The sequence below is a fragment of the Lentisphaera profundi genome (assembly GCF_028728065.1).
Taxonomy (GTDB): Bacteria; Verrucomicrobiota; Lentisphaeria; order Lentisphaerales; family Lentisphaeraceae; genus Lentisphaera; species Lentisphaera profundi.
On record NZ_CP117812.1, the window covers coordinates 1,545,647 to 1,567,046 of the forward strand.

General features: G+C 38.2%; 16 protein-coding genes. 6 read left to right on the forward strand and 10 right to left on the reverse strand.

Annotation, left to right across the window (positions count from 1 at the left end):
• Positions 1-7 precede the first annotated feature (7 nt).
• A complete protein-coding gene (locus tag PQO03_RS17450; protein WP_274152115.1) occupies positions 8-610 on the reverse strand; it encodes an RNA polymerase sigma factor in 603 nt (200 codons plus the stop codon).
• A 416-nt stretch (positions 611-1,026) separates the two neighbouring features.
• On the opposite strand from PQO03_RS17450, the gene PQO03_RS17455 reads away from it, so the two are divergent.
• Together PQO03_RS17455 and PQO03_RS17460 are read left to right on the forward strand one after the other, a co-directional pair.
• Entirely contained in the window at positions 1,027-2,439 is a 1,413-nt protein-coding gene (locus PQO03_RS17455; protein WP_274152117.1) for a sensor histidine kinase, read from the forward strand.
• Positions 2,440-2,443: 4 nt separating this feature from the next.
• Positions 2,444-3,124: a response regulator transcription factor gene (locus tag PQO03_RS17460; protein ID WP_274152119.1), complete on the forward strand. Its 681-nt coding sequence runs from the start codon at positions 2,444-2,446 to the stop codon at positions 3,122-3,124.
• Positions 3,125-3,193: 69 nt separating this feature from the next.
• Here PQO03_RS17460 and PQO03_RS17465 read toward each other — a convergent pair whose 3' ends face one another.
• The 4 genes from PQO03_RS17465 to PQO03_RS17480 all read right to left on the reverse strand — a co-directional run bounded on the left by PQO03_RS17465 (position 3,194) and on the right by PQO03_RS17480 (position 9,738).
• Positions 3,194-7,252, reverse strand: coding sequence for a hypothetical protein (locus PQO03_RS17465; RefSeq protein WP_274152122.1), 4,059 nt, complete (start codon positions 7,250-7,252; stop codon positions 3,194-3,196).
• Positions 7,249-8,130: a hypothetical protein gene (locus PQO03_RS17470; protein WP_274152124.1), complete on the reverse strand. Its 882-nt coding sequence runs from the start codon at positions 8,128-8,130 to the stop codon at positions 7,249-7,251. Before PQO03_RS17470 ends, PQO03_RS17465 begins: the two co-directional genes overlap by 4 nt.
• On the reverse strand, positions 8,127-9,101 hold the full coding sequence (locus tag PQO03_RS17475; RefSeq protein ID WP_274152126.1) for a CsgG/HfaB family protein: 975 nt from the start codon (positions 9,099-9,101) through the stop codon (positions 8,127-8,129). The genes PQO03_RS17470 and PQO03_RS17475 overlap by 4 nt, the downstream gene beginning before the upstream one ends.
• Positions 9,102-9,207: 106 nt before the next feature.
• On the reverse strand, positions 9,208-9,738 hold the full coding sequence (locus PQO03_RS17480; RefSeq protein WP_274152128.1) for an NUDIX hydrolase: 531 nt from the start codon (positions 9,736-9,738) through the stop codon (positions 9,208-9,210).
• Between the two features lie 97 nt (positions 9,739-9,835).
• Here PQO03_RS17480 and PQO03_RS17485 point away from each other — a divergent pair, with 97 nt between their 5' ends.
• Complete coding sequence (locus tag PQO03_RS17485; protein ID WP_274152130.1) at positions 9,836-10,348, forward strand: DUF5063 domain-containing protein; 513 nt, start codon at positions 9,836-9,838, stop codon at positions 10,346-10,348.
• 10 nt (positions 10,349-10,358) lie between these two features.
• Here PQO03_RS17485 and PQO03_RS17490 read toward each other — a convergent pair whose 3' ends face one another.
• Entirely contained in the window at positions 10,359-10,718 is a 360-nt protein-coding gene (locus tag PQO03_RS17490) for a hypothetical protein (protein WP_274152132.1), read from the reverse strand.
• Positions 10,719-10,961: 243 nt separating this feature from the next.
• Here PQO03_RS17490 and PQO03_RS17495 point away from each other — a divergent pair, with 243 nt between their 5' ends.
• Together PQO03_RS17495 and larC are read left to right on the forward strand one after the other, a co-directional pair.
• On the forward strand, positions 10,962-11,810 hold the full coding sequence (locus PQO03_RS17495; RefSeq protein ID WP_274152134.1) for a sigma-70 family RNA polymerase sigma factor: 849 nt from the start codon (positions 10,962-10,964) through the stop codon (positions 11,808-11,810).
• A 146-nt stretch (positions 11,811-11,956) separates the two neighbouring features.
• On the forward strand, positions 11,957-13,399 hold the full coding sequence (gene larC / locus PQO03_RS17500; protein WP_274154321.1) for a nickel pincer cofactor biosynthesis protein LarC: 1,443 nt from the start codon (positions 11,957-11,959) through the stop codon (positions 13,397-13,399).
• Here the strand turns inward: larC and nspC are convergent.
• The 4 genes from nspC to PQO03_RS17520 form a co-directional block, all read right to left on the reverse strand.
• Positions 13,394-14,563, reverse strand: coding sequence for a carboxynorspermidine decarboxylase (gene nspC, locus PQO03_RS17505; protein ID WP_274152136.1), 1,170 nt, complete (start codon positions 14,561-14,563; stop codon positions 13,394-13,396). The genes larC and nspC overlap by 6 nt on opposite strands.
• A gap of 15 nt (positions 14,564-14,578) precedes the next feature.
• Positions 14,579-15,664 carry a HesA/MoeB/ThiF family protein gene (gene moeB, locus PQO03_RS17510; RefSeq protein ID WP_274152138.1) on the reverse strand — a complete coding sequence of 362 codons (1,086 nt, stop codon included), beginning with the start codon at positions 15,662-15,664 and terminating at the stop codon, positions 14,579-14,581.
• A 58-nt stretch (positions 15,665-15,722) separates the two neighbouring features.
• Complete coding sequence (locus PQO03_RS17515; protein ID WP_274152140.1) at positions 15,723-17,897, reverse strand: DUF4159 domain-containing protein; 2,175 nt, start codon at positions 17,895-17,897, stop codon at positions 15,723-15,725.
• Positions 17,898-18,033: 136 nt separating this feature from the next.
• Positions 18,034-19,659 carry an MFS transporter gene (locus PQO03_RS17520; RefSeq protein WP_274152142.1) on the reverse strand — a complete coding sequence of 542 codons (1,626 nt, stop codon included), beginning with the start codon at positions 19,657-19,659 and terminating at the stop codon, positions 18,034-18,036.
• Between the two features lie 314 nt (positions 19,660-19,973).
• Here PQO03_RS17520 and PQO03_RS17525 point away from each other — a divergent pair, with 314 nt between their 5' ends.
• A complete protein-coding gene (locus PQO03_RS17525) occupies positions 19,974-21,311 on the forward strand; it encodes a hypothetical protein (protein ID WP_274152144.1) in 1,338 nt (445 codons plus the stop codon).
• Positions 21,312-21,400: the final 89 nt, after the last annotated feature.

Genomic DNA, 21,400 nt, shown 5'->3' on the forward strand with positions numbered 1-21,400 from the left:
AGATTAACTAGCCGCCAAGTTCTTGATTTAAACGTGATATTTCTCTGAGCAAAACTTTTCTGACTCGCGATTTGTAGACGCGTACAGAACTGGCACTCATTTCAAATTTTTCACCAATAAGTTCATTATCCTCTTGCCCCATCGACATTTTAAAAATCTCGCGAGTCCTATCTGAAAATTCATCTTGCACATTTTTCCAAGCCATATTAGAAATATAGCTCTTCCATTCCAATTCCGCGATTCGATGAACTTCCGGTTCCGTGAACATATCTAATGAATGGAGTGTTTCATCATAGTCAATATTCTTGTTATCATTGCGAGTGGATTTCTTTTTGTAAAAATTATACACCGTACTTTTTATAACTAAGCATAACCAAGTGCGAAAAGTACACTCGCCTTCACGATATTCATATTTAGGCAATGACTTCCAAACTTTAATCAGCACGTCTTGTAACAAGTCTTCAGCAATTTGCTTATCAACCCCTAAACCTCGAATAACTACGTATATGTAGCCTTCATAATATTGCGCAAACTCATCCCAAGATTTCTCATCATTCGAATCAATCAGCTTATACAAAAGTGTCTGCCGAGTAACTTGCTTATTATTCATCGAATAGCCTTTTACATTAACTTAGATCAAACTTCATGTCGATAATATAAACTGCATTATTAATAAAATTCTAGCACAAATACTAATTTGATCCTATTAATGAGTAGATGCTTATCATAAATCATTTCTTCTATTGTTAATTCTTGCCTACCTGCCCTTAATAAATCATGTGAATCCTGAGCTCGTAAGCTGATTTTTAAAAAACCTCCTTTGAATTATTTTTCAATGAGGACTTTTTTACGAAAAGCTTACATCATAGGTGGTTTAAATTAAGCTTAGCTAAGTTAGTTTGAACCTAAACAAAATATATTGCCCCTATGACGCTCAAACTCTTCAGCATTTTTTCCTTTATCATTCTAGTTCCTAGTTTGACGATATTTTATTTGGGTTCACGACTGAATGAATCTGAGGAAAGTATGCTGAAAGCCCGCTTTTATAGCCTACAAAATGAGCGCTTACAAAGCATTGAGCAGCAATCTACTGCCATCTTAAAAAAGATTGAAACGGGGCTAATCCCCTTGATTACAAATACCGATATGGATAATAAATCTATTAATGAAACTAGTAGTGCCAGTATCTACATTAATCATTTATTCATTCTAAACCCTAAAGGTAAGGTCATTTACCCTTTACGTTCAAGTGAAGCGATTACGCCACGTGAACTAGATTTTTTAAACCGCAACTCAGATATCCTTTTAAATCCTCAAACTTATCAGCCGAGTAAAGCAGATGCTCACAACGGTTGGTACTCTTGGTACATTAGAAAAAAACTGCATCTGATTTTATGGTCAAAAACGATCGATTCATACACGGTAGGAGTGGAGTTACATCAAGAAAGAATTATTAATGAAATCATTAATAGCATCCCTAAAAACATCAGTAGTAATGACTATCAACTCACTTTGAAAAATGCTGAGCAAAACCTTTATCAATATTCCTCCGAAACTCAATCATTTGACGCTTCCGTAAAAACAGAATTGCCCTACCCCCTGCATTCATACCAATTTGTTTATCAGTTCAATGAACCGAATTTTATTTCTCCTCTCAGAAAATATTTCCTCATGGGTTTCAGCCTCATTATTGCAGGCGCCCTTTCTGGAATATGTTATTTATTTTATCGTGAACAAATTCGCAATATCCGCGAATCGGCTCAGCGCGTCAATTTTGCCAACCAAGTTTCACATGAGTTAAAAACTCCGCTTACCAATATACGCATGTATGCTGAGCTCTTGGAGTTTCAACTCAGTGATGATGACCCCAAAGTCACAAAGCGTCTTAATGTAATTATTAAGGAATCGCATCGTTTAAGTCGCATGATCAATAATGTCCTGAATTTTGCTAAACAGGAAAACGATAGCGTATTCATCAAGACTGAGGAGATCGTCCTCGACCCCCTCTTACAAGAAGTTCTCAATAAATTTGACCTCGCTTTTCGTAAAAAGGAAATCTCTATTAAGCTCCACCTCAATAGCCAGAAAACTATCGAAGCAGATCCCGATTTAATCACGCAAATCATTGGGAACTTACTCAGCAATGTAGAGAAATACGTCCCTCAAAAATCCAATTTAGATATCAGTACTTATCAAGATAATGAACTGACTACTTTAATTATGCAGGATAACGGTCCTGGAATTGCTAAGAAACATAAAGAAAAAATCTTTCAATCATTCTACCGAATTTCTAATCAGCTCTCAGATGGCGTGACGGGTACCGGCATTGGCCTCGCCATTGCTCGCGACTTTGCACGCGCACATCGCGGCGACCTCGAACTCGTCCCCTCCGAGTCGGGAGCCTGCTTTAAACTAACTTTACCCAATGCAAGGAAATAACATTATGAAAGTACTTATTGCCGAAGATGATGTCCTCATACGAGAAGGCTTAATTGATATTTTTGAAGACGAGGGCTACGAAATTGCGGAAGCCGCAAATGGTCGTGAAGCATTAGAACTCTACTCATCTGAAAAGCCCGATTTTATTTGTCTCGATATTATGATGCCCGAAATCAATGGCTATGAAGTTTGTAAGGAAATCCGCAAAACTAATCCTGATATCCCTATTATTTTTTTAAGTGCTAAATCCCAAGAAGAAGATAAGCTTCAGGGCTTTGATTTAGGCGCAGATGATTACATCACCAAGCCCTTTGGCATCAAAGAAGTCATTGCTAGGGTGAGAGCGGTTACACGCCGCTGCCTCAAGAAAAGTTCTACTAGCAATGAATGCTTTAAGATGGCGAAGATCAGTGTAAACCCCAAGGGACTTACTTGTACACGAAATGAAGAAATCATCGAACTTGGTTTGCGCGATATCAAGATCCTTCAATACCTTCACTCTCATGCCAACGAAGCTATTTCTAGACAACAGCTTTTTCAATCCTGCTGGGGCATGGAATTCATGGGCAATACGCGCTCCATCGATCAAAAGATTTCTCAGCTTCGCAAACTAATAGAAGATAACCCTCAAGAACCCAAAATCATTCAAACAGCTCACGGTGTGGGATATATCTACAAAGATTAAGCCCATAAAAGCGATTCAGGGGCATTGTTTATTAGCTGTAAGAGTAATTGGACTGCTTCACTCTCCTGATCATTTTTCTTTTAGATTAAAAATCTTGTAGGTCAATTGATATTTCTTATCGCTAATCTTCTCCGGGTGGAGCAATACTATTTTATTGGGTTTTGCGTAAGAGCGAATCAAGAAGTTTAAGGGCTTCACGACACTCACACTCATTTCATGTCCCTTTACGAGATTTTTTCGTAACTTATATTTTTCTTTAAGCTGATACTTATCGAATTTTTCTCCATGTTTAATAGGATAAAAAACAAGTGAAGCATTTCCTGGTTTAATCCAGAAGCTACTCACTTTCCCCGGCCCATTTTCTCTGAAACGACATTTTATACTGCCATCACAAATATCAATATAGGGATTATTTTGATTAAAGGGATTCTGATCGCTCATTTTTGTTTCTGAGCTCTCAATTGTCCATTTATTTAAATCAAGTATATCTAAATTTCGATGGACTGTATCTAAATCTTTTGTAGCAATTTTCTTGTCACTTGCAATGAGTTCGATAACGGCCTTATCCTTCAAAGTTTGCTCGGATAAATACCACTTCATAGACTTATAATCCCACTGCAATAGATACATCAGTTCTTGCAGTGTACGCAAAGTATTGATATTGAGATCCTTTGTACTTGCACGTACAATCTTCATCAATTCTGGAGTAACCAGGTAAGAACGGTGCGAGGATGCTAACTGGCTTGAATCAATCAATAAGCGCAAGCCATCAATCTCACCTGACATAAATGCCGTTTTTGCTAAAGAATTAACGTAGCGTTCATGAAATGAATTCATTTCAATTGCCTTATGCAAGACTAAAGCTTTTCTTAAAACGAGGCGAAGTTGCTCTTTTTGTTCTTGGCTACTGCTTACTAAATTCTTTCTCAGTTTCTCAAAATTCTGAGCATAATTACTGTTTAATTTTAAACATTGAGCATAAACCTCGGGATATAAATTTTCTATTTTATAATCCAATACCCGCAAGGGTATGAGCAAGACTTCGCCAGCAAATACCCACGCGTTTCTCTGTAGAATGATCGCCGCTTTTTTTGGATTGGCTTTTAAAGCTAAGTCTAAGTATTGAAAATCACGCTGAAAAGCTTCGAGAAAAATAATTTCATTTTCAGCAAGGGCCAGTTTCTCCAAGAGAGTTTCTGTTATAAATTCTTGGCGCCAGGTGCGTTTATCATTATCCAAAATCTTCATTAATGCGGGTATAGCACTCGCACCAAATTTTTTAATAAAATCATTTCCGCCATTTTTCATCACCCAAGATGAACTCAGGCTATCCCTGAAATAGAGTATCTTATATATCTTGTCAAAAAGTTTTCTTTGCTCTGTATTAAGGTGATCTAGACAATTAACTTTTTCACCTTCAGGTGTACGGTCATTAATGGTATATATCCTCTTCACTTTCCATGAGCTCGGTGAATTGTATTGTTGAGGGACGGTTTCCAAATAAAGCAGGCGTTCATGCACTAATTTCTCTACATTGCTCACAAAGCAATAAGCTGGCGCGGTCTTCCATAGTTGCTTTTGCAGTTTTCTGAATGCGCTCAAAGCGACAAAGCTTTCTCCCTGTCGACGCAGAAGCTCCGCTTTCATAAATGATATTCCTACTTCATGACTATATTGCCAGGTTTGATCTCGCTGCTTTTGTTTTGCCAGGTCCTTTATCAATTTATCTGCAAATACAAAATCGCGTTCATCCAACGCATCTTTATAGAGAGAATATAAGCTAGAAGGACGCATTTCTTTACCCTTTTGAGTTGAGCTATATGCACCCTTCTCAAATTGATAAAATTGTACTCGAGATAAAGTTTTTCCTTTCAAACGACTAAGACTTGAAAAATAATATGTATTGCCTTTATTCTTGGAAAGATAAATAAGTTCTTCTGCCCTATCATATTTACCCATCATTGATAATAACTTGGCTTGCTGACTTATATTAAGTCTAGGCACCACTGCTAAAATAGCATTTTCGCGGTTTTTATTTAAATGATAATCAACTCGCACCGTGAGATGACTGACTGCCTTTAAAAAAGTCGAAAAACGCTCGTGTTGCCATTTTTGTTTTTCTGGCATTTTAACTAAGGCTGTGTATAAATCGACATATTGTTCACAAAGTTTGTAAGTCTCTATATTAAATTTTTGTGGGAACATTGGCCAAGTAAGTAATTCTTTTTGCTCTTCCTGAAGGTAGCTCAATTCGATACGTGATTGATGAATATTAACTTTGGGCTTATTCACATGCCAAGCATAGTCATCTGTCCCACCTTTTTTAAAATAATTAATGCCACTTATCACGTAAGGAGTTAAAAACTCTTTTATATAAACTTTACGCCATTGTTGCTTATATGTTTTTAACCATGCTTCTATTTCTGGGCTTGCTGGACGCTTCATCTTCTGATCACAGAGCACTAACATTTCGTAGAGCGAGGCTTGGATATGATCTTTCGTACTTTGATGTTTAAAATCAGCACGATGTAGAAATTTTTCTGATTCCAGAAAAGTACTCTTTGCCTCTTCCCATTTTTGACGTTTAAAATCGTCGAAAGACTGATTATATTTAAATGTAAATTTAGCTTTAATGGGTACATCTTTCTTAATCTTTAGAATATCTTCCATATAGGCCGCATACTTCTTTTCTCTATAGCGTAAATAGCCTTTGCCCATGTGGTAAAAAACATTGCGTGTCACCTCATCATCTTCCATGCGGACTCCATTTAGTCCATGTTTTTGATACAGAAATTGACATTCGTAATAATAAGCTAAATCACTTTTATTTTGAGCAAATAAATCCTGCCACAAGGCCACTTTGAAATTTTCGAATTCCTCTCGAAAGTCATTCACTAAAATGAAAATTTTAACCTCAGGCTCAATCCCGCCCTTAATATCTTCTAATACATCCCTCAATAAATAACGTTTATTTTTATAGACACTCTGCAAATGAGATACTGACGAAAGTGACTTATCCTCACTATTTTCCTCCTTGGACGTATGCCCAGTAAGCAAGGCTGATTTAAGGGCTTCAAAATGAGTTTTTTGTAGTTCCGAGTACGAATGACTCATCAGTAATTTTCCATCACGAGTACGTCTCAATGAAACAATTAATTCATCATTTTCACTTTCGAGATTAATGGCATACGAGCTCGCATATTGTTCTAATTGTGAGATTGCTTTGTGATTATTGACAAATCCCCACTTTTGTAAATCTCCTTCCTGTTCGCTTTTCTCAATACTCTCAGAATCCACAAGTGTAAAACCAGCTTTAAAAAGCACACTATAAAGATCGGCTACTTGCTCACTTGAAACTGACTCAGAAAGCCTAAGGAAAATTCTTTTTTTAGTTTTTAATTGAAGCTGAGAAGCCTTTAGTCCTTCAACTGAAAGAACATTTCTATAGGCTCTGGCTAAGTGATTCAAATCACATTTTTCAAAAAAACTTATCAGCCAATAATAGGGTAATTCAAAACTTGGAGCTCTCTGTGTTAAATAAATAAATTCAACTATTGCTTCAGTTTCCCTATTGCTTTGCATCAACTGCACGGCACGATAGTAATGCATTAAAGTGAGTGCATTTACTCCTCGAAAATAATTGATCTCATCTTTTTTATTAGGATTCTTTTTCTTTATCTGATTTTTCAAGAGTATGCGTGCGATGTGACGCGCCTGACTTTCTACTTCAGAGGCTAAGCTATCTTTATCTTCATAGGATTTTTGGTAAGTATATAATTGAGCTCCATTTCCCCTTTGATGAACTCCTACTTTTAGAAACAAGCCTTTCTTTGACTCCAATATCGTGCCTGTAACAATGAACTCAGCTCCTTTCCACTGACCTTTACGAATATCTGTATTTGCGATCTTCGCATCTGCAATGGAGAGCTCATTTATCATTGAATTTAGCTGATCGCGGTGAACGACCTCGAGCCCCTGCTCCTGTAGATAAAAACTCATTACATCCGCCGCGCCCATAGACCACAAGTCATCTGGATTTTCGGAGCTATGATCAACGAGCACTGTTTGGGCTTGAAGTACATTTATTAAAACTGCACTGATCCCTAAGACATAATAAAAGAATTTCATTTTAATATGAAATTATTTTTTAAGAAATGATTTATTAATAGCAGCCCTGATGGATCTTTTTCGATTGATTCGTTTAAGTCAATGGTACAGAAATTAATTGAGCCTTTGCCATGAGTAATTCTTATGAGGGGTTTTAAGTGTGTGTCTTCTGTGATTTCTACACACTCGACTTGCTGAAGTCCCGAATCAAATTTCCAATAATGACTTAATTTCACGGCTAGTTGATTAAAACCTTTTATCTCTTTTGATAAAAATTCACTGCTGATTAACTCGACTTTAGAGATCTCCCACGATTTAAGATCTAAGAACTGCTTTGATCCACCAAAGAGCCAAACTTCACCACCTTTCTTCGTGTAAGATTTAAGCTCTTCAAGTAATTCATCATAAATAGTGACTTCATAGAGAATAAGTTTTTTTGATTTGACGATTTCAAAGTCATTCACTAATTCAAAATTCACCCTTTGATTTTTTAGAGTTTCTTCATCAATGGATTCAAATTTTTCACTAAGAATCGAAAGCTTCTCATGCTTTAACTGAAAGAGCTTCTCTCCTATTACATAGAATGGCACAATGTATTTTTTTTGACTTTGTGATGACAGCAATTCTAATTGGCCCTTAATCACACTCGCGTCTTTAACTTTGGGCAGATCCCAGTTTATCGTTTGTTCACGCTGTAAATTTAAAGTTCCTTGGGCAATTGTTTTATTCGATAAACTAAGTCGCCATTGAATTGAAGCTTCAGAGAAGATTTTTTCATCCAATTCATAAGTAAACTTTTTCCCACTCCAAAAACTCCGACTCTCATTTTTTAAAACGATCTCCTCCTGAGCTCCGTAAAGTAGTGATACGCTCAGGAAGAGTATTGACCATCTGATCACTTTTCTTTCCAGGTTTCCATCATTTCACTTATAAATTTTACAGCAAGGTTATTGGCACAATTTTGCAGTGCTTCTTTTCCTGCAATCGCTTCGCTGACATCTACGCCCGAGCTGGTTAAACTTTTTATTGCTAAAACTTTTTCATTATTTTTCTGAAGTGCTTTGATTTCTAATCTTGCTTTACACGAGATTAATTCTCCGCGCCTCAAGGCAAATTGACTGATACCTTCACCTAGGATAATAATATCCACATCTTTTAAATCAGCTTTAATTTCTTTTATTCCATCCTCAAATAGATCTGATTTGATTGATGATTTATATTCTTTAACCACAAAGCCCGCTTGTTTCATAATATCCATTAATTCAGTTTGAGCCGCAGGATCAATCACTGCTTGAGCGACATGCTGCTCTTCAATAAATATGGCGACGGTAGGTAGTTCCTGCCCCTTGAATTTTGCTTTTAAAATATCTCTTGGATCTTCAAGCTTAACTACTTTCTGTTTTGAACTTAAATCATCTATCGCCAGCAATAATTTCTCACCGGATTGTTCTGCTAAATCTGAATAATCACCTCGTGCGGATGTTTTCACCATGAAAGTTTTCTTTTCACTTGTTTCCACATCTATAACATTTGTGGTCAAATACATCTTGCTACCAACTGAAAAAAGTTTAGCGGAAATAAAGTATTTCACTCCATAAAGTTTTTGGACTTTCACACGGCTTTCTTCATCCATGAAACCCGCTTCAGAACTCGCTTGTTCTTTTAATAGGTCTTCAAGTTTTTTTCTTTCCACCACTAGTAATTCATCATTCACACTTAGAAAGGCATTCAAAAGCTCTTCAATTTCAGCACCTGCAGAGGAACTGATTTTTTTCGATACTTCAACATTAATAATTGAGACCACAGTTTTTTCTGCGTAGGCAAAAATCAAACTGGGTAACAAGGCCATGAGTATTAATAAGTGCTTCATTTGTACTTTCCTTTTTTGATAGAGTAATCAATAGTAATTCATAATATAAAACTTGTCAGTCATGACTTTGTAAGGCTTTTGTAAAAGCCTTGACATAGCGCTTATTTTATAAAGCATCCGCTAAGTAGAGGGATGAGATCATCATGGCATTATTTAATTCACCAGACTTTATCGCTTGCTTAAGTTCTCTAGGAGTCATTTCTAAGACTTCGATATCTTCGCCTAGGTCCATATTACGCACTGACCCCAGTTGAACATCTTTGGCAAGCACTGTGTAGCACCAGTTATCTTGCATTGAAGGGTTGGGACGCACTTTGCCTAAGAGTTCATAGTCGGAACAAGTTCCACCGCTTTCTTCTTGCAGTTCACGTATGCCCGCTTCCACCACATCTTCACCTTTTTCAATGGCTCCACCGGGAAGTTCTAACTCATATTCTTGACTTCCATGACGGTACTGGCGAATCATGACAACATTACCTTGCTGAGTAAAAGGCACGATTGTTACCCAATCGGGGAAATGAAAAACGTAATAATCCCCCACATGGGAATTCCTTGGATTAACACATTTATTTTTTCGTAATTTCATAAAACCTGCTTCAAAAACAAGCTCTGAACTTTTCTGTTCCCATTTCTGCATAAACAATCCCTATATTTTAATAAAATAAAAATAGCTGAATGACTGGAAAGCGTCAAACTCACAGTTAGTTTGAATCATCAAACAAATGGGGTTTATCATGTCTACAAATGAAATTTTTGATACTTTAGTTAATGCTTCACAAAACTTTTGTGATTGGGCGGAAAATGAACCTACTGATACTGAAAATGAAGCTCGTATTGGCTTACAAAATATGTCACTACTCTATGCGGCCCTCTTAGGTTTAGCTGGACTCGACTTACCTGAAGAAGAAGATTTTCATTCTGAAAAGCGCATTCCTATTGATCAATGGCGCAATGTTTACGATCGCTTTGAAGCTCTCCCTGTAACTTCTTATATTGATGTTATTAATCCCCTACAAGATGATGATGAACTCATTCGAACTGATATCCAAGAAGAGTTAGCTGATATCTATCAAGATGTCGCTGAAGGTTTGGCCCTCTATAAACAGGGCTTTGAGAATGATGGCCTATGGCATTGGCGCCTGACCTTTGAATTCCATTGGGGACGTCGCTTACTCACAGTAATGAATACTCTACACGCTTACTTTGAGGATAAAGCTGATTGGGAAATTTTTTCTTCTCAAAAATAGGACTGCTTATTTAACTTAGAAATAAGAAGAATTTGCGAGTAGCTATATCAGGACAAGACACTGATTCCTGATTCCTGATTCCTGATTCCTGATTCCTGATTCCTGATTCCTGATTCCTGATTCCTGATTCCTGATTCCTGATTCCTGATTCCTGATTCCTGATTCCTGATTCCTGATTCCTGATTCCTGATTCCTGATTCCTGATTCCTGATTCCTGATTCCTGATTCCTGATTCCTGATTCCTGATTCCTGATTCCTGATTCCTGATTCCTGATTCCTGATTCCTGATTCCTGATTCCTGATTCCTGATTCCTGATTCCTGATTCCTGATTCCTGATTCCTGATTCCTGATTAATCCTATCTCGCTCATCGTATATATTGAATTACAAATACGCTATCTTTTATTTTGAATGACATCCTTGATTGGGCCATATTTTTTTTTTAGACAGATAGTGCTCTACTTTATGTTCCCCCGTAAACAGCTTTTTATAGTTAAAATTTAATTTTTTCCCAGTCAAATAATAAAAAATCAATCTTTTTATACAAATACTTGTAAGGAATCATCTTTTTCTCTGAATTGTCTATAGAACATAAAAATTAACGGAGAGACACAATGGTAGCTAACTCACTGGATAACTACTTAAAGCACTTAGGCGATTACGATCTTATTGATAGCGATAGAGAAATTGTACTAGCCAATAAAATTGCACAAGGCGATGAATCTGCAATTCAAGAACTTACTCTAGCCAACCTGCGCTTAGTCGTAACAATTTCTAAACAATATATGAAAAGAGGCGTTGCATTAGCTGAGTTAATTGCTGAAGGCAATCACGGCTTAGTTAAAGCGGCCCAACGCTTCAGACCTGGTCACGGCGCTAAATTCGCTTCTTATGCAGCTTGGTGGATTAAACAAAACATCCGCAGAGCTATCCGCGATAGCCAAAGAATTGTTCGTGTACCAGTACAGTCCTTGCTACGTATGCAAAAAATCAAAAATGCTCGTTTAAAGATTCAGCAAAAAAATGGTAAGGTCAGTGACGACAATGCGGTCGCTAAAGAAGTTGGAATTAGCCCAAGATTAGTTAGATCTACCAGCCTGCACGTTGATACTTCTTCATTCTCGATCAATGAACAAATCAGCCAAGATGGTAAAGCTACTGAAAAGGGTGAGCTCATTCCAGATACTCAAGCTGCAAGTCCACGTGAAGTTATGGAGTTCCATGATGGCTACAAAACTTTGATGGAAATCGTTCGCCAAGAACTTACTGAACGCGAATACAAAATTCTTTCTGCACGTTTCGGCTTGGATGACGGTCATGCTAAAACACTCTCTGAAACGAGTGCATTGGTGAACCTTACTTCCGAACGAGTTCGTCAGCTTCAACAAGAGGCCTTAAGAAAGCTGCGTTGCAAATTAGCTCCTCATGAGCTTCAAGGTTTGATTTATAGATCTGCCGCATAGAGCAAAGATCTTATCTACATTAGCCCCGACACTATTCAGTGCCGGGGCTTTTGTTTGTTAGACTCCATGCTAAATTAATTGAAATTAATTATGGAACTTCAATGAGAACTTTATTTATCGACCCTTTTTCTGGACTTGCTGGCGACATGTTTTCCGCTGCCCTACTCGGCCTACTCGACAAAGACACCCAAAACCAAATATTTTCTCAACTTCCTGATATAGGCTCCTATCAAACTAAGCTTGAACCCACTATAAAAAATGGTATTTCCGCTTATTCATTTAAAGTCTTAGACGAAGCTAGTAATGACTTCGTTGATGACATTCATATTCAACACGATCACTCACACGATCACTCACACGATCACTCACACGATCACTCACACGATCACTCACACGATCACTCACACGATCACTCACACGATCACTCACACGATCACTCACACGATCACTCACACGATCACTCACACGATCACTCACACGATCACTCACACGATCACTCACACGATCACTCACACGATCACTCACACGATCACTCACACGATCACTCACACGATCACTCACACGATCACTCACACGATCACTCACACGATCACTCACACGATCACTCACATGATGAGGCTCGTACACCTAATAAAATTATTGCCACTATCAAAGCTTCCGCAATGCCTGATGGCGCTAAAAAATTAGCTATCGAAGCTTTTACTCATTTAGCAAAAGCTGAAGCTCAAATTCATGGCAAAACTTTTGACACAGTTCACTTCCACGAAGTTGGTGCTATTGATGCTATTGCCGACATCTGTACCGCTTGCTCGGCTTTTTATGCACTCAAGGTAGAGAAGGTACTTTCCTCGCCCGTTGCAGTAGGAAGTGGCACCAGAAAAATGGCTCATGGAATTTTACCGATACCTGCTCCTGCCACTTCACTTTTACTCCAAGGTATCCCCATTTTTGCGGGTCCCGCAAAATTTGAGCTAACAACGCCCACTGGGGCAGCTTTAATAAAAACTTTTTGTCAAGATTTTAGTGGTGATTTTAGTGGCTCAATTAAAAATATTTCCTACGGCGCAGGCAAAAAAACTTTCTCTTCTCATGCCAATGTCTTAAAAGTCATGCTGCTTGAAGAAAGCGGTGTAGAGAATAGGGATTCCGTCAGTGTTTTGACGACAAATATTGATGATATGAATCCTGAAGTTCTTGCTCACTTCTTTGAAACTGCCATGGCTGAAGGCGCTTTAGATCTCTGCGTCATTCCCATACAAATGAAAAAATCTCGTTCGGCCAGTCAATTACAAGTCATTTGTAAGCCCGAAGATACGGATAAATTTGCTCGTTTGATTTTAACTGAAACGAGTAGCTTTGGTCTCAGAATTAGAGAAGAAAAACGAATTATCCTAGAGCGTAAAGAGCAGTCAATCGACAGTCCATGGGGAGCATTAAAAATAAAAGTGGGATATCAAGCTAACAAGGCTATTAAAGCCAGCGCTGAATTCGAAGATATGAAGGCGATCGCTCTGCAACATAAACAGCCACTTATTGAAGTCGATAAGATTTGCCAAGTCTTATGCCAAAACTACTTATCTAGTTTATAGCTTATTCTTATAATCTGAGTAAGAGAACTCTCTTAGCAGTACATTTTCATTGTCTTTATTTCGCAAATAAATAGAGGGGTGACCCACACCATTGAAGAAGCTTGTCTTCACCATGGTGTAGTGACTCATATCATCAAACAAGAGGCGATCACCCACTTGTAGCTCTGCATCAAATGAGTAAATACCAAAGTTATCTCCCGCAAGACAAGACATTCCTCCTAAGCGATAAGTAAAAGCTTTTACGCCGTCCTCTGCCGCCCCTCTGATATCGGGTCGGTAAGGCATTTCTAAAACATCTGGCATGTGACAAGTCGCTGATAAATCGAGTATCACATGTTTAAAACCTGCGGATTCAAAGACTTCTAATACCGTGCACAACAATGATCCCGTATTGATTGCGACTGCTTCTCCTGGTTCTAAATAGACTTGTAGGTCATATTTAGCTTTCAAGTTATTAATGAGCTTAATCAATAAATCTAAATCATAATCGACTTGCGTTATATGATGACCTCCACCCAAGTTCAACCATTTCAAATGAGGTAAAAAACGAGTGAACTTTTCTTCGAAAACCTCAAGAGTACGCGCCAAGGCATCGGCTCCTTTTTGGCAGAGTGTATGCATATGTAAACCCGAAATATTCTCCGGATTCAATTGATCCAAATCGCTAATTCGAGCTCCTAAACGTGAGAATTTCGAGCAGGGATTGTATAAATCCACCTCTGTCTCAGAATGTTCAGGATTAACTCTCAGTCCAATTTCTACATTATTTAATGAGTCTTTATACCGCTCTAATTGCTGTACGGAATTAAAAATAAGATGATCCGATAAATGCGCTATCTGCGTAATTTCCTCTTGTCTAAAGGCAGGGGCATAAGTATGCACTTCTAAGCCAAATTCTTCGCGTGCGAGCTGAGCTTCCCATAGAGATGAGGCGCAACAACCATCTAAATATTCTTTGATCAAAGGAAAGGTTTTGTAAGTGGCAAAGCCCTTCAAAGCTAAAAGAATTTTACAGGAAGTTTGATCCTTCACCTGCTTGAGGATTTTCAGATTCCTTTCCAAGGCTTGTTCATCTATGATATAAGCCGGTGATTTTGGAAAATCATCCAATTGCAAATCTTTAAGATAGGGACGTTTGGGAAATATATCAGAATAATAATTCATTATTATTGGGGAAACCTATAAAAGTTTATCCATTCCATCATTGAGGTAATAAGATTGAATAGCATTTTTCTTTAAAATTAAGTAAGCTTTTCTCGAGCGTTCACCATATTGGCACAAAGTACAGTAGAGTTTTTTTGAATCTAGCTCATTAAGTCTTTGTTTTAATTCGCTCAAGGGAATATGACGCGTTGAGTAAGGCAAAGGAAAGAGTTCTTGCTCCGCATTTTCTCTTATATCAAGAAGTTCAAACTGCTCCCTTTCGTAGATTTCTTTAAACTCATCTATATTTATTGAGGACTTAAGTTCCAATTCACATTTTTCTTGCTGAGTAATCAACGTTTTTATACTCGCGTTTTCTCCACATAAATCACAGCTTTTCGACTTAGACAATTTAAAATTATTAAACTGACTGGTCATCATATCATAAGTGATAAACTTACCTGAAGCACTTTCCCCTACTCCACTAAGAACTTTAAGACATTCCACCGCTTGCATGGTCCCTAAAACTCCTACTAAGGCCCCCAATACTCCTGCTTCTGAACAATTAGCACTCATGTCGGATTCAGGTTTCTGAGGAAACAAACAGCGATAGCAAGGGGATTCTGCAGTCTGATTAAAAACACTAATTTGTCCACTAAAGCGTGAAACAGCTGCAAATATCAAAGGCTTTTTAGCAAAAAAGCTCACGTCATTACATAAGTAACGAGTACTAAAGTTATCGGATCCATCTACCAAGACATCGTGATCTTTCATTAATTCTGGAGCATTTTCTTGATCAAATTCACTCGAGGTTGAATTCACTGTGATATAAGGATTAAGTTGACGCATTTTAGCCGCTAACACTTCAGATTTTGGCAGCCCCAAATCATTAGTTTCAAAGGCGATTTGTCTCTGTAAATTGGAATTTTCAACGAGGTCAAAATCAAGAATAGTAATTCTTCCGACACCTGCCGCTGCTAGATAAAGTCCCACTGGACAACCAAGCCCACCTGCACCAATTAATAGAACTGAGCTTTGCTTCAGTTTAATCTGGGCCTTTTCACCAAAGCCATCTAAAAGTAAATGACGGCTATACCTTAATTTTTCTTCTTCTGTTAGCATGACTTACCTTATTTTATATGAGGCTATTTTACTCTCGTGATTAAAATCAACAAGTAAGTTAATAACTCAATGCGTAAGAAATTATATTCGTAAAAAGACGTATAGCCGATTCTGTATCTAAACCACCAAAGGATTCAGCCCCACCTGCAATCGAGGTACTCAAATCATAAGGAGACATTACTAAAACATAACGTTGCGATAATCGCAAACCTTGAAGAAAATCTTGATCTCCTTTCGCATTACCGATTAACTTTAGTCCCTGTGAGTAAGGCTCTTTATAGAGCACGTGATCATTGGGAATAGCACTCAATTTTTCCTTGGGAAATAATTCAAGTAATAGCTCTTTAATGGAATCACTAAAAGCCTGTTTCGAACAGGTATTTTCACAAAAAATAAAACCTCCATTTTCGAGATAAAACTTTAGGTTAGCTTTTTCAATTTGGCTAAGATCTACTTTTTTTGCACCCGAAAAACAAATAAAGGGATTTTGTTGCATCGCTTTGAGGTCACGTAAGTCCACCTCTTTGGCTTTATTGCGAGAGGGAAAAGTCATCCCTTGCCTAAAGTAAGCTTGCATAAGCTCCAAACCTTGGGCTTTTTTATTTAAGGACTCAACTCCTGAATAGGATAAATAGGCTAATTGCATGCCGTCTTGATCATCGTCTTCATCGACAATGATTTTCTTAGCTTTTTCTTGTTTATCTACTAATAATTGTTTCTTTACTAAACGACCGAGCAAGGGTTTTTCTCGCATCGCAAAACGGGCTAAATTTGCTAAAGTCAGACGATTTATTTTATGTACTTTTTTTGCTTCATACTGAATAGAAAAATCGTCTTTTAATAAAAACACCCGGTGCTTAGAACAATGGGAGCTCAAAACGCGAAGAGGTAAATCACTTGTGCGAAGGTCATAATACATCTGTCTTAATTCATGATCTGTGGAAAGGTATTCAAAAACTGCAGTGGGATAAATCTTACGAATTTCCTGTAGTGCGCCATCACTGAAGGCTCTACTATTTAATGCAGGAGCAATAACAAGCGTGCCACCATCATTGAGGAATTTTTTCAAAACATCATTCTCATCATCAGTCAAACGCGTCACATTATAACCCGACCAATATAAAATCGGAAGCTTGCCAAGAGATGTATTAGCTTCACTTAAATTCACTTGCTCCCAGTCGACTTTTGTACTGAGTAAGTTGGATAAATCTTTCATCATGTTACGACAATCATTTCTTCTCAGATTTGAATTTTTCTTGGCAAAGCTAGGAGAGATTTTCCCCATCAGCAAAGGAGTATTCCCCTTTGCTAAAAAGAGTAAGGGAAAGAATGTCTCACTATGAGTACTAAAACGAAATTGATTGCGAATCATCGATTCGGCACCAAAACGATACCAATCAACACCTGCCAAATAACGACGATCAAAAAAGATGCCAACACGCTCTAAGCCATAACTTGTATAACCATTAGAAAAAATGGATTGCGGTGATGTTTTAAGGTATTGCTCAAGTTTTCCCATGGATTTTTGGATATGCGGATTACTTATATACTTACCTATAAAGCGCGCACCTTTTTTCATTTCTAAGGATTCTTCTAATTCTTCTCCACAAATACTCAGAGATGACAAGCCCGCAGCCGTCATACTGGGCGTTACTGAACGACTAGAGACATAGCCCCATCCACCATCTTTATTTTGCTGATTTATATAATGCTTACGAGATTTTTCGAAAACTTCTACGGGGATTTTTATTCCTGCAGCACGTGCTGCGTTTAAGCCTAACAAAGCAAATTGAGTTACCGAATTATCACCTGGTCCAGTGCCTCCATAATTCCAGGTACCATTCATCGCCTGAGCTTTGATTAAAACTTGGGCTTGTTTACTAATTTCATCTTTGTAACGTACCTTATCCACTTCAGCTAAGAGCATGATATAAACTGATAAGGAATAAATGCGCTTCGGTGGGGCATTTAATAAGGCTTCCAAAGCTTTTTTCATCACCGGGTCATTGGCTTTAACGCCTGCATAGGCCAAGGCTAAGGCGTTCGCCGCCGTGTAACCTTTCGCTTCACTTCCTGTGAATAATCCATTACCTGAACCTATATAGCCATTAGGTTTTTGATTCTCTTTAATCTTGAGAATTAATGCTTGTATTGATTCCCCTAGAACCTGATCACTTACGGCACTTAAAAAATTGATTGTAAAAAAGAGAGTAAATAAAAAACTCTTAAACATTTTGGCACTCCATTTGCTCATGCAAATTAATGTCACTGTGTGGCTTTAGCAAAGTGATTAAGTCAATTCAGCTAAAATCAAAACAAAAAAAGCGACTGAGAATTAACTCAGCCGCTCAAAAATCAGATAATGATTCTTAGAGTTCTACACCTGGGATAGGCTCGCCCTCTGGATCATTATGTTTGTTATCGCCATCTTCATCATCGAGAACGACCGGCTTGTAACCACCTTGAGATTTAAACCACATGGCAATCAAACCAAAACAGATCAACATTACGAGTGGGAATGCCAATGCTGTCGTTTTGAGTGCACCACGACCTGCTTTGTCTACAGCTACACCAAACTCTTTATCAAGTCCCGCAGTACTTGCTGCTGCCGCAGCTGCCGATTGATCAATACCCGTGTAGGTGGCCGAGAAAAAGGTCTTATCTTTCTGAGCTGTTTGATGAATCGCAGGAGAAACTATCTTCACCTCTTTAGCGAGGTTACTATCATAAAAAGCACCCATGATTGGTGTACCGATAATACCTACTGAAAGTAGGCCAATAGCAGAAACTGTATTAAGCGTTAATGCTCCGCCTTTTGGGAAACGCTCAGATACTAAACCAAGAACTGTTGGCCAGTAGAATGTTTGACCAATCGCATAAAGTACAAATGCAGCTAAAACCATGCCACCACTTACTGCGGAAAGCATGAGTAAACCTAACATTGAAAAGACTGAGCTGATCATCAATACAATAGGAGGATTAAAACGATGTAATAAAGTCCCTGCAAAGAAACGGAGGAACATCATAATGAATGCAGACAAAACCAAAGCCCAACCTGCATAAACACCCATCACTGGAGTCATCAACTGCTTGATCCACGCATCAGTACCAAGTTCTGTTGTTGCTAAAGGAATCATAATAAGACAAAGTACGAAAAAGAGCGGTTTACCAAAACCTTTAGTAATAGCACCAAAGATTGCGCCAATAACCACACCAAAACCAAGACTCATCCAAAGAAGGTTGGTAGGTTCAGTTTTTGTCACTAAACGATAGATCTCATAGAATAATAAAGTACTAGCAATGAACGCACCTAAAAAGCCAACTTCTTTAAGCATTTCGAGGTAAGGAACTTTAGCACGTACTCGTTCGTCAACTGGAAATTTAGATTTAAGGAACATGAAACCGTATATAACTACTGGAGCCATCATCCACCAAGAATGTGCACGCCAAGCAACACCACTAGCAGCTTCTGCTACAGGCATACCCGTTGCTGAATCAGCCACACCAAGTATTAGCATAATACCACCACCAATCACCATACCTGCAGGCCATGCTGCGTGAAGAATGTTGAGTTTGGTACTTTTATCATTTGTATACATAGAAGAACAAACTGGATTTATCACCGCTTCAACAATACCATGACCTAGACCTGCACAGAAGCAGCCCCACCATAAAGCATTTGCATCGCCAGCAGTTGCACACATAACAACAGAAATTGCCTGTAAAATAAAGGCACCGTAAATTGAAACTTTATAACCAATTTTATCTACTAAAAAACTGAAAAGGATCATGGTTATAGCAATCGGCCATAATGAAGCACCAAAAATGCCACCCGCTTCCTGACCATCGATACCAAACTCAGTCATCCAGTTACCCATCGTCATAACTCGGAAGGTAAAACCTACCGCACAGGCCATAAGGGCTAAAAACGAAGCCCAAAAAACTGTTGATTTTTCGGATTCACTCAAACCCGACTTACATGTTACATCACTCATTGACACACTCCGTGCTTATTATTAATAAATAGATTTCATTTCTATGATATTCTTTAAAAACTTCTTAAGATAAATTCAAACCAGTATTTATATTGTATAATTACGTCAAATTTAGGTATAAAATACATTTTTGTAATTAACAATATTTTTAAGTCCGCCACAAAATGCTGTAGAAATAGTCAATTGGCTTTAGCTAGCCCAAAGAATTCACTGAAAATTTATAATAAATAATGATCGTTTTAGTACAAAAAGTTTCAGCTAAGATAGTCTAAGTATTAGTGTATTAAATCACTATCTACCCTAAGGATTACGTCATGCAAAACCCTCTAGAATTCACTGTAGAAAATTTATCTACTGAATTGAAAACTTGGTTAGATCTCGACAATCCTGAACATCAATCAAAAATCATCAAAGCTTTATCAGCACTTTATAACGTCAATGGCGGTAGACTTATCATCGGCTTCAGCGATGATAATTGTCGCCCCGACCTTGAGCGCAGACCCGAAGGAGACGTGAGAGAGATCTATTCCATCGACTTTGTACTGCTCTTGCTTCATCGTCATTGCTCATCCGCCTTTCCCGTCACCCTGAATTTCTGGAAAAAAGACGGCTTGGAATACCCAGTTTTTAATGTCGGATCAGGCGTGAAAAAAATCATTGGTATCCGCAAACCTTTAATGATGGGTGATCGCATGCTCATTCAACAGAACGTCGCTTATGCTCGAGCCTTTAAACAAGGGAAATTCGAGACAAAAAAGGCAGAATATGATGAAATGAATTTTATGATGGAAATCTGTATTGATAATCGCGAGGCAAATATTGCACGCTTTATGCGTCGCCATTTTGATGACCTCATGCAACAGTTCACTGCCCTCAGCACTGTTAGTGAAGACATTGACCTCTACAACCCCTTTCAAAACTTCGTTCTCAATTCACGTCAAAGATTCCTTTTCAATGCGGGTCCAAAACTCAACCGTAAATATGGCTACTTAGAGGCTTCTGTAAACCTTAATCATAAGTGCATGGGACAAAACTTAGACGGCCGCTTTTTAGAACGTTTCCTCGGAACAAATCGCAACCTTTCTGGCTGGCCTTTTTGGTTAGATGTACGTGCCGAAGGAAGCACAATTGAACCCTACGATAATTGTTTCGAAGGCTATATCTGTCGACTTTTCAAAGATGATACTTTCCACGAACAAAAGAGTCACCTCGACTTCTGGCGAGCGAGCCCCGAGGGATACTTTTATCATAAACGCGTTTTGAATTCAGATCTCTATTTTCATGAAAAACGATGCATGGATCCCGTCAGTTTGATTACACGCATCTGTGAAATTATCGACGCCTCCATTAACTTCGCCAGAGTTTTTTACATTCCAGATGATAAAAGTGCTAATATTAATATCGTTCTCACTGGAATGAAAGGCCGTACTTTAGAGTCGTGGACTGATTATGACTATCACCTTCCTTTGGGAAGTGCTTGTACGAGTGATCAAATCCACTTAGATATCTGCATCCCCGTACACACATCTTTGAAGACCGTCAGCGTACTAATCTACAACCATATCAGAGAGCTTTTTTCTCACTTTCCTGGCGCCCGCTTGGACAACAAGTTGATCAATGATATCATCCATAAAATCCGTGGCCGCAATTAAGATGAGCCCGCACTCAGCACTTATCTAAACAGCTCGTTTAAAAGGCTGAAAACTTCTTTCTTATGCCATTGGATTTCATACTTTTTATG

Bases quoted from the DNA above. Each gene is read 5' to 3' on its own strand.
- PQO03_RS17480 (WP_274152128.1), bottom strand. From the start codon at position 9,738: ATGCAGAAATGGGAACAGAAAAGTTCAGAGCTTGTTTTTGAAGCAGGT.
- PQO03_RS17475 (WP_274152126.1), bottom strand. From the start codon at position 9,101: ATGAAGCACTTATTAATACTCATGGCCTTGTTACCCAGTTTGATTTTT.
- PQO03_RS17520 (WP_274152142.1), bottom strand. From the start codon at position 19,659: ATGAGTGATGTAACATGTAAGTCGGGTTTGAGTGAATCCGAAAAATCA.
- PQO03_RS17465 (WP_274152122.1), bottom strand. From the start codon at position 7,252: ATGAAATTCTTTTATTATGTCTTAGGGATCAGTGCAGTTTTAATAAAT.
- PQO03_RS17450 (WP_274152115.1), bottom strand. From the start codon at position 610: ATGAATAATAAGCAAGTTACTCGGCAGACACTTTTGTATAAGCTGATT.
- PQO03_RS17525 (WP_274152144.1), top strand. From the start codon at position 19,974: ATGCAAAACCCTCTAGAATTCACTGTAGAAAATTTATCTACTGAATTG.
- PQO03_RS17515 (WP_274152140.1), bottom strand. From the start codon at position 17,897: ATGTTTAAGAGTTTTTTATTTACTCTCTTTTTTACAATCAATTTTTTA.
- PQO03_RS17495 (WP_274152134.1), top strand. From the start codon at position 10,962: ATGGTAGCTAACTCACTGGATAACTACTTAAAGCACTTAGGCGATTAC.
- moeB (WP_274152138.1), bottom strand. From the start codon at position 15,664: ATGCTAACAGAAGAAGAAAAATTAAGGTATAGCCGTCATTTACTTTTA.
- PQO03_RS17460 (WP_274152119.1), top strand. From the start codon at position 2,444: ATGAAAGTACTTATTGCCGAAGATGATGTCCTCATACGAGAAGGCTTA.
- nspC (WP_274152136.1), bottom strand. From the start codon at position 14,563: ATGAATTATTATTCTGATATATTTCCCAAACGTCCCTATCTTAAAGAT.
- larC (WP_274154321.1), top strand. From the start codon at position 11,957: ATGTTTTCCGCTGCCCTACTCGGCCTACTCGACAAAGACACCCAAAAC.
- PQO03_RS17490 (WP_274152132.1), bottom strand. From the start codon at position 10,718: ATGAGCGAGATAGGATTAATCAGGAATCAGGAATCAGGAATCAGGAAT.
- PQO03_RS17485 (WP_274152130.1), top strand. From the start codon at position 9,836: ATGTCTACAAATGAAATTTTTGATACTTTAGTTAATGCTTCACAAAAC.
- PQO03_RS17455 (WP_274152117.1), top strand. From the start codon at position 1,027: ATGCTGAAAGCCCGCTTTTATAGCCTACAAAATGAGCGCTTACAAAGC.